Raw genomic sequence first — 7,247 nt, 5'->3', positions numbered from 1 at the left:
CGCCCCCCGCCGTCGTCGGGTCAACGGGCGCTACCGGGCTGGCGGTCACCGTCGGTGAGGCCGTCGGCGAAGCTGACGGCGCGGGTCCCGATCCCCCGACTTCGGCCAGGGCAGGAGCGGAGTAGAACGATCCCGCGAGCGCGATGGCGGCAGCCGCCGCCGCGCGCACTGTCAGCTGATACCTCGGAGTCTTCACCCGGTTACTCTAGCGCGCCAATTTGGCCAGAACGGCAGTCAACTCCCGGTCCGTTATGCCATTGTGGCGTAAGAATTCCCTGGTCTTCACGTGACGAACAAACCGCAGCAGACTCTCCAGCCGTGTTTCAAGCAGCGGAGCGAGGACTTCTTCGGGCAGGTACCGCTCGTGCGGATGCGGGACCCCCGATACCCGGTGGTGGTCGTTAATGCCCCGCATGGCGCGCTCGTAGCCTGCGGCAATGGCGTCCTCGTCCGCTCCGGCGAGGTCCTGGAGCATGGCCGCGATCATCCCGCTGCGATCCCGGCCGGCGGAACAATGGATCACGACGCCGCCGGCTGCCGCCGCCACGGCCTTGAAGACCGCGGCGAGTTTCTCGGGGAAGATCCGGGCGTTGTCCGCGTAGGACGCCGGATCGTTCAGGTAGGGAACGCAGAGCTCGCGGAATTCGCTGTTGCCGGGGTCCTCGGTGGGGGCGTGCACGACGTCGAACGCGGCCAGGGTTTCCGACCTCACCCGGGGATCGGTGTCGCGGCGACGGATCTCGTCCGGGTTCCGGAGATCGATCACCGTCCGGATGCCGCCGTCGTACGCCTGCTGCCAGCCGGCGTCGGTGAGCCATTCACGGCGCCCCATCCGGAACACGCTGCCGGCAATGTGCCAGGCGTTGACCGCACCGTCCCACTGCATCGCTTCGGGCACCGTCGTTCCCGGGGCTGGGCCTGGGGAGGCGGCAGGAATCGTCATCCTGAAAGCTAAGCACACACCCCGGGGGCGATCCACGGGCAGGATTTGCGAAAGATACCCACAACGGGACCATTGGGCATGGTGTGGGGTGCGGGCGTCCGCGTAGGGTGGCGCTGAACCCGGTAGCCGCCGGGCTCCTTTTCAGCTCGCCTGCAGCCGGGACTGACACGTCTTCGCGGCACGGTCGCTGAAACCAGCGTGCTACTGAGGGGAAACACCATGGGAACTCTGAAACTTCGACGCCGTCGAACGGCCCTGGCTGCCGGTCTCGCCACCCTGGCAATGGCAGTCGGCGCGGCGGCGGTTCCGGCGCAGGCCGTGGACAAGACCACGTATATCGCGCTTGGCGACTCCTACGCCGCCGGGCAGGGAGCTGGACCGTACAAAAATAATGATTGTTACCGCAGTGAGAACACCTACTCCGAACTCGCGGCTGATACCAAGGCCATCAAGCTGATCACCAACGCGGCCTGCAGCGGCAAAACGACCCAGGACGTCGTTGCCACCCAGCTGCTCCAGCTGAACAAGACCACGGAGCTCGTGACCATCACGGCCGGCGGCAACAACCTCGGGTTCGGGGACATCGTCACCAACTGTGGCTCTGCCGATCCCGACCTTGCTGGGGCGTGCGCCGATGCCAGCGCTACTGCGGCGGCCAAGATCGGCAGCGGACAGCTGGCCGGCGAGGTGGCCGCGATGATCCAGAGCGTGCAGGCGGCCGCGCCGAACGCCAAGATTGTGGTGACGGGCTACCCCTACCTCTTCGACCCGCTCAACCTCAATCCGGCCGATCCGATGACCCCGTTCATCCTCCAGGCAACTGCCCTGGCTAACGGCCTGAACGGATCCATCGCCGCCGCCGTCGGGGCCACCGATACCGAGACCACCGAGATACAGTACGTTGACGTCACGGCCGCTTTCACCGGCCACGGCATCATCTCGGCAGATCCGTGGATCAACGGCGACACCGGTAACGCCGATAGCTTCCACCCGAACGCCAAGGGCTACCTGGCGTACTACACAGCACTGAACGCCGCCGAAGTCTATTCGGCACCGTAGCGCAGCTTCGCCAGCCTGAACTGCAGGGCGTTCCGGACCATCGGCCACTCGTGTTCCAGGATGGAGTACACCACGGTGTCCCGCAGCGCGCCATCAGCGCTGCGGGTGTGGCTGCGGAGCACACCGTCCTGTTTCGCGCCCAGGCGGGCGATCGCGTCGCGCGACTGGTGGTTGAGCCAGTGGGTCCGGAACTCGACGGCCGGGCAGCCCAGCGTTTCGAAGGCGTGCCGCAGCAGCAGCAACTTGGAGTCGGGGTTGCTGCCGCTGCCGTGTGCGGATGCCGCGTTCCAGGTGGAGCCGATCTCCACGCGGGGCGTGGCGGCGTCGATGTTCATGTAGGTGGTCATGCCGATCACGCGGCCCGGCCCGCCGGTGGCGGGGTCAAGCAGCCGCGTGGTGAAGGGCAGCATGGAGCCGCTCTCCTGCAGGGCCAGTCGCCGCTCAATCTCGGCGGCCATCTGCTCCGGGGCGGGCACGCTGGTGTACCAGAGCTTCCAGAGTTCGCCGTCCCGGGCCGCCTCCACGAGGCCGTCGTGGTGGTCCGGGCTCAGCGGCTCCAGGATGACGTATTTGCCGGTCAGGATGATGGGGGCGATCGCGGGGCGGTCCATGGAAGTCACCGCACCATCCTAGGGGCACCGGCCCCGGCACCTGTCAGCCGGTCACTTGCTCCAGTCGAAGAAGCCCTTGCCGGATTTGCGTCCGAGTTCGCCGCGGGCCACCTTGTCGCGCAGGATCTGCGGCGGCGCGAAGCGCTCCCCCAGGGTGGAGGCGAGGTACTCGGCGATGCCGAGGCGGACGTCCAGGCCCACGATGTCCGTGGTCCGCAACGGTCCGGTGGGGTGCTTATAGCCCAGGACCATGGCGTTGTCGATGTCCTCCGCGGACGCCACGCCCTCCTCGACCATCCGCATCGCCTCGAGCGCGATTGCGACCCCGAGCCGTGAAGAGGCGAAGCCCGGGGCGTCATTGACGACGACGGCGGTCTTGCCCAGCGCGTCGGCCCAGCCGCGGGCGGCCTGGGCCAGCGGCTCGGAGGTGTGCTCGCCGAGGACGACCTCGATCAGGGTTGACGCCGGGACCGGGTTGAAGAAGTGCAGGCCCAGGAAGTTCTGAGGGCGCGCCAGCTCGCGGGCCAGTGCGTTGACTGAGATGGACGAGGTGTTGGAGGCGAGGTAGGCGTCGTCGGCCAGGCGTTCCTCGATGCCGCGCAGCGAGGCGACTTTCAGGTCCCAGTCCTCCGGGACGGCCTCGATGACCAGCTGGCGGTCCTTGAAGTCGTCGTAGTCCACCGTCACCGACAGCCGCGAGACCATTTCGTCCAGGTTGCCGTCCGTGGCGCCGCGCTCGATGCTCTTGGCCGCCGCCGATTCCACCCGTTCGCGGGCGGCCTCGGCTGCTTCCTCATCGCGCTCGACGACGAGGACGTTGGCACCGTTGATCAGGAAGGCATGCGCGATGCCGGCGCCCATCCGGCCGCCGCCGAGCACCCCGACAGAGTCGGGAAGGCCAGTAGCGGGCAGGTTCGCGGGGAGTGTGGAGTTGCTCATGGTCAGTTCTTCTTCCGGTCTGGATCCTGCTCGGACGTCGTGGCTGACTGCTGGGCCGATGACTTGGCCGCCTTCTTAGCTGTTTTCTTATCCAAGAATGACTGCATGCGGTCGAATTTTGCCTGGGATTCAAAGAGGATTCCCTGCGCCAGCTCATCAATCAGGGGATGTGCCTCGGCGGGGGCATGGAACACCGACTTGGTGATCCGGACGGCGAGCGGGTCCTGGCCGGCGATCCTGTCGGCCAGTGCGTGGGCCGCGGCCATCAGCTCGGTGGCCTCGTGGATCTCGGTGATGAGGTTGACGGCGAGGGCCCGGTCGGCGCGCAGCACCGTGCCGGCCAGCAGGATTTCCTTGGCCACCGGCTCCCCCACCAGTTCCTTCAGCCGCCAGCTGGCACCGGCGGCTGCCAGGATGCCCAGGCCGGTTTCCGGGTTGCCGATCCGCACCGAGGGTGTACCGATCCGGAAGTCCGCGGCGTAGGCCAGTTCGGCCCCGCCGCCGAGGCAGAAGCCGTCCAGGGCCGCAATGACCGGCATCGGAAGCTTGGCGATCCGGACGAAGATCGTGGAGTTGATGCCCCGCAGGGCATCGTCGCGGCGGCGTTCGCGCAGCTGGCCGATGTCCGCGCCGGAAGCGAAGATGCCCTCCGTGCCGGCAATAATCAGCACCTTTGGGGTCTGTTCCAGCGCAGCGCAGACGGCGTGCAGCTCGTCGACCATCTGCTGGTCGATGGCGTTGCGGACCTCGGGCCGGTTCAGGAGCACCACCAGCCGGTCCCCGCGCTCCTCGACCTTCAGCGTACTGAAATCCTGCGGGTTGAGACCCGTCGCGGCCGCCACTAGACGCGCTCCAGCAGCATCGCGGTGCCCTGGCCGACGCCGATGCACATGGTGGCGAGGCCGATCCGGGCGTCCTCGCGCTCCATCCGGCCCAGCAGGGTGATCGCGAGCCGCGAGCCGGATGAACCCAGCGGGTGCCCCAGGGAGATCGCGCCGCCGTCGCGGTTTACGATCTCGGGGTCCAGGCCGAGCCGGCGCATGGTCGCAAGCGACTGCGTGGCGAAGGCTTCGTTGAGTTCGACGGCGCCGAGGTCACCGACGCTCAGGCCGGTCCGGGCGAGCACTTTTCGGGTGGCCGGGACGGGGCCGATGCCCATGATTTCGGGTTCGCAGCCGGCGGAGGCGCCGTCGATGATCCGGGCACGCGGTGTGAGGCCGAGCCGCTCGATGGCCGCCTCGGAGGCGACGATGATGGCGGAGGCTCCGTCATTGAGGGTGGAGGAGTTCCCTGCCGTGACCACCGAGCCCCCGGCGACGACGGGTCGGAGGGCTGCCAGGACGTCCATCGTGGTGCCGGCGCGGGGTCCCTCGTCGGTGTCGACGACGGTTTCACCCTTGCGGGTCTTGACCGTGACCGGGACGATCTCGTCGGCGAAGCGGCCCGCGGCGATGGCCGCGAGCGAGCGTTCGTGGGAGCGGACGGCGAAGGCGTCGGCATCCTCACGGGTGATGCCGTCCACGCGGGCGACTTCCTCGGCCGTTTCCGGCATGGAGTAGGTCATCTTCCCGCCGCGGGACATCTCACCCGTCTGGAACAGCGGGTTGACGAAGCGCCACCCGATGGAGGTGTCGAAGATCTGTCCCGGCTTCGCGAAGGCGGTCCGGGGCTTCTCCTGGACCCAGGGGGCGCGGCTCATGGATTCGACGCCGCCGGCGATCACGATGTCAGCGGCTCCGGACTTGATCATCTGGCTGGCCATGATGATGGCGCTCAGCCCGGAGGCGCAGAGCCGGTTCACGGTGATGCCGGGGATGTGCAGTGGCAGGCCGGCCAGGATGGTGGCCATCCGGGCGACGTTGCGGTTTTCTTCGCCGGCGCCGTTGGCGTTGCCGAGGATGACCTCGTCGATGCTGTCCGGGTCCAGCCCGGCCCGGGCCACAGCCTCGCGGACCACCAGGGCGGCCAGGTCATCGGGGCGGACCGCGGAAAGTGCCCCGCCGTACCGGCCCACCGCAGTGCGGGCACCGCCTACGAGAAATGCCTGTGGTCCTGCAACTGCTGATGCCATGGGTACACCCTTCACGCGATAAACGGCACTGTCATCGAAAGAACTCTTATCGGCGGCGGTCACTGCGTTCGACCCGCGAGTGCGCCAATTTACCGACCGTTCGTTCTATAAAGATTACACGGCGCGGCAAGGGGGTCAATGAAGGCCCCGCAGGATTACGCGACGACGACGCCGAGGTGGCTCGCCATCAGCGGGGCCAGCAGGCCTAGCTGGTAGTCGTCGATGACGAGGCCTGCGAGACTTTCGAGCCCGCTGATGGCGCGGAAGTCCGTGCCCCGGATGTCAAAGTCCTTGAGCCGGGCCCCGGCTACGTCGAGGGTGCCGATCGTGCAGTTCTTCAGCGCCACCCGCGTCGCCGCACAAGAGCCCAGGTCCAGCTCGTTGATGATGCAGTCGCTGATCTGCACGTCCGTGAGCTTGGAACCGCGGAGGTTCACGTAGTCGAGCTTGCCGCCGTCGATCCGCACGGATTGCCAGCCGCTTTCATAGAGTTCCGCGGAACCCCAGCGGGGGTTGCCGATCTCGACGTCGCGCAGCGTGCTCCGGGCCGCCATGAACACGGGCGCGTACAGCTCTGCGAGGATGCAGTCCCGGAACGAGGCGCCCCGCAGCTGGGTCTCGTTGAAGGAAACCCCCTGGAACTCGCACTCGGCGAAGTCGGTGCCGCCAAGTTCCAGCCCGTCAGCGGACGCCTTGCTGTACCGGACGCCGTCGAACCGCTGCCCCGACTGGAAATCCGGGGACGGGTCGTCCCGGAGGTCCGCCAGCCGGACCGGGCTGAGCCGCGGCGCGGTCACTTTGGGCATCTTCGGCCCTGCGGTGCCGCGTGCCATCAGAGCGACTCGGCCCGGGCTGCGATCTCCGCCAGGTCCTTGGCGAGGGCCCTGCGGGTGATGCGCATGCCCAGTTTTCCAAGGAGCGCCATTGCCAGCTTGCTCATCCGGGAGGGATTCCGGATTTCGGCGCCGAAGGTCAGCGTCAGATACGTGCCGCCGTCGCGGTCGGCCAGCGCGAAGCGGGTGGTGTAGTCCGCCCGGCCCTGCACCGCCTTCACTGTCGTGCTCCGGGGCGGGTCGGCCTGGGACACCCACATTTCCACCGTTTCCGCCCGCCACATCATGGTGCGGGTTTCCTTCCAGCGTGTATCCTCGCCGTACGGGCCGTCGGACAGCATCTGGATCGAATCGATGCCGGACAGGGTTGCGGCCGAACCGGGAATGTCGGAAATGACCGCCCACACCTTGTCCGCCGGCGCGTTGACATGCTGGGTCAGGCTGGTTTTGTGGTCCATAGCATCGAGCCTAGCCCGGCTCCCCCGCACATTTCATCCCGCCGGCGCAGGATGCCCCTTGAATTACTAAGCATGCTTTGTGTTATGGTGAATGAACGTTGAATTTCAACCGGAAACGAGAGGTGGTTCACACCATGGGTATCGGAGACAAGATTCAGAACGAAGCAGAGCACCTCGGCGGCAAGGCCAAGGAAGCTACTGGCAACGCTACGAACAACGACGAGCTTCGCGCCGAGGGCCAGAAGGACCAGGTTGTAGCCGACGCAAAGAAGGTCGGCGAGAACGTCAAGGACGCCTTCAAGAAGGACTAGTCCTTTCGAATAGCGGCGGCGG

General features: G+C 67.1%; 9 protein-coding genes and 1 pseudogene (1 of these 10 running past the window's edge). 2 read left to right on the top strand and 8 right to left on the bottom strand.

Features of this window, described 5'->3' with window-relative positions:
* Together K789_RS0103990 and K789_RS0103985 are read right to left on the bottom strand one after the other, a co-directional pair.
* A pseudogene (locus tag K789_RS0103990) lies at nucleotides 1-196 on the bottom strand (S1 family peptidase); its annotated part reaches 1,444 nt to the left of the window's first position; the annotation flags it as partial.
* Nucleotides 197-205: 9 nt separating this feature from the next.
* Complete coding sequence (locus K789_RS0103985) at nucleotides 206-886, bottom strand: tyrosine-protein phosphatase (protein ID WP_024365628.1); 681 nt, start codon at nucleotides 884-886, stop codon at nucleotides 206-208.
* Between the two features lie 276 nt (nucleotides 887-1,162).
* Between K789_RS0103985 and K789_RS0103980 the strand changes: the two genes are divergently transcribed.
* A complete protein-coding gene (locus K789_RS0103980) occupies nucleotides 1,163-2,002 on the top strand; it encodes an SGNH/GDSL hydrolase family protein (RefSeq protein WP_024365627.1) in 840 nt (279 codons plus the stop codon).
* Here K789_RS0103980 and K789_RS0103975 read toward each other — a convergent pair.
* The 6 genes from K789_RS0103975 to K789_RS0103950 all read right to left on the bottom strand — a co-directional run bounded on the left by K789_RS0103975 (nucleotide 1,987) and on the right by K789_RS0103950 (nucleotide 6,914).
* Entirely contained in the window at nucleotides 1,987-2,613 is a 627-nt protein-coding gene (locus K789_RS0103975; protein ID WP_029704451.1) for a GNAT family N-acetyltransferase, read from the bottom strand. The genes K789_RS0103980 and K789_RS0103975 overlap by 16 nt on opposite strands.
* Before the next feature lie 51 nt (nucleotides 2,614-2,664).
* Nucleotides 2,665-3,552, bottom strand: coding sequence for a 3-hydroxyacyl-CoA dehydrogenase family protein (locus tag K789_RS0103970; RefSeq protein WP_024365625.1), 888 nt, complete (start codon nucleotides 3,550-3,552; stop codon nucleotides 2,665-2,667).
* A 2-nt stretch (nucleotides 3,553-3,554) separates the two neighbouring features.
* Nucleotides 3,555-4,394 (bottom strand): enoyl-CoA hydratase/isomerase family protein, encoded by an 840-nt coding sequence (locus K789_RS0103965; protein WP_024365624.1) that lies wholly within the window; start codon nucleotides 4,392-4,394, stop codon nucleotides 3,555-3,557.
* A complete protein-coding gene (locus K789_RS0103960) occupies nucleotides 4,394-5,623 on the bottom strand; it encodes a thiolase family protein (protein WP_024365623.1) in 1,230 nt (409 codons plus the stop codon). Before K789_RS0103960 ends, K789_RS0103965 begins: the two co-directional genes overlap by 1 nt.
* A 155-nt stretch (nucleotides 5,624-5,778) precedes the next feature.
* Nucleotides 5,779-6,456, bottom strand: coding sequence for a pentapeptide repeat-containing protein (locus K789_RS0103955; RefSeq protein ID WP_024365622.1), 678 nt, complete (start codon nucleotides 6,454-6,456; stop codon nucleotides 5,779-5,781).
* Entirely contained in the window at nucleotides 6,456-6,914 is a 459-nt protein-coding gene (locus tag K789_RS0103950) for an SRPBCC family protein (protein WP_024365621.1), read from the bottom strand. The genes K789_RS0103955 and K789_RS0103950 overlap by 1 nt, the downstream gene beginning before the upstream one ends.
* A gap of 134 nt (nucleotides 6,915-7,048) precedes the next feature.
* On the opposite strand from K789_RS0103950, the gene K789_RS22235 reads away from it, so the two are divergent.
* Nucleotides 7,049-7,225, top strand: a complete 177-nt coding sequence (locus K789_RS22235; RefSeq protein ID WP_035739049.1) for a CsbD family protein — start codon at nucleotides 7,049-7,051, stop codon at nucleotides 7,223-7,225.
* The last annotated feature ends 22 nt before the right edge of the window (nucleotides 7,226-7,247 follow it).

Source organism: Arthrobacter sp. TB 26 (genome assembly GCF_000427315.1).
Lineage (GTDB): Bacteria > Actinomycetota > Actinomycetes > Actinomycetales > Micrococcaceae > Arthrobacter.
The sequence above is the reverse complement of the archived record's forward strand: the minus strand, read 5'-3'. Positions and strand labels throughout refer to the sequence as shown.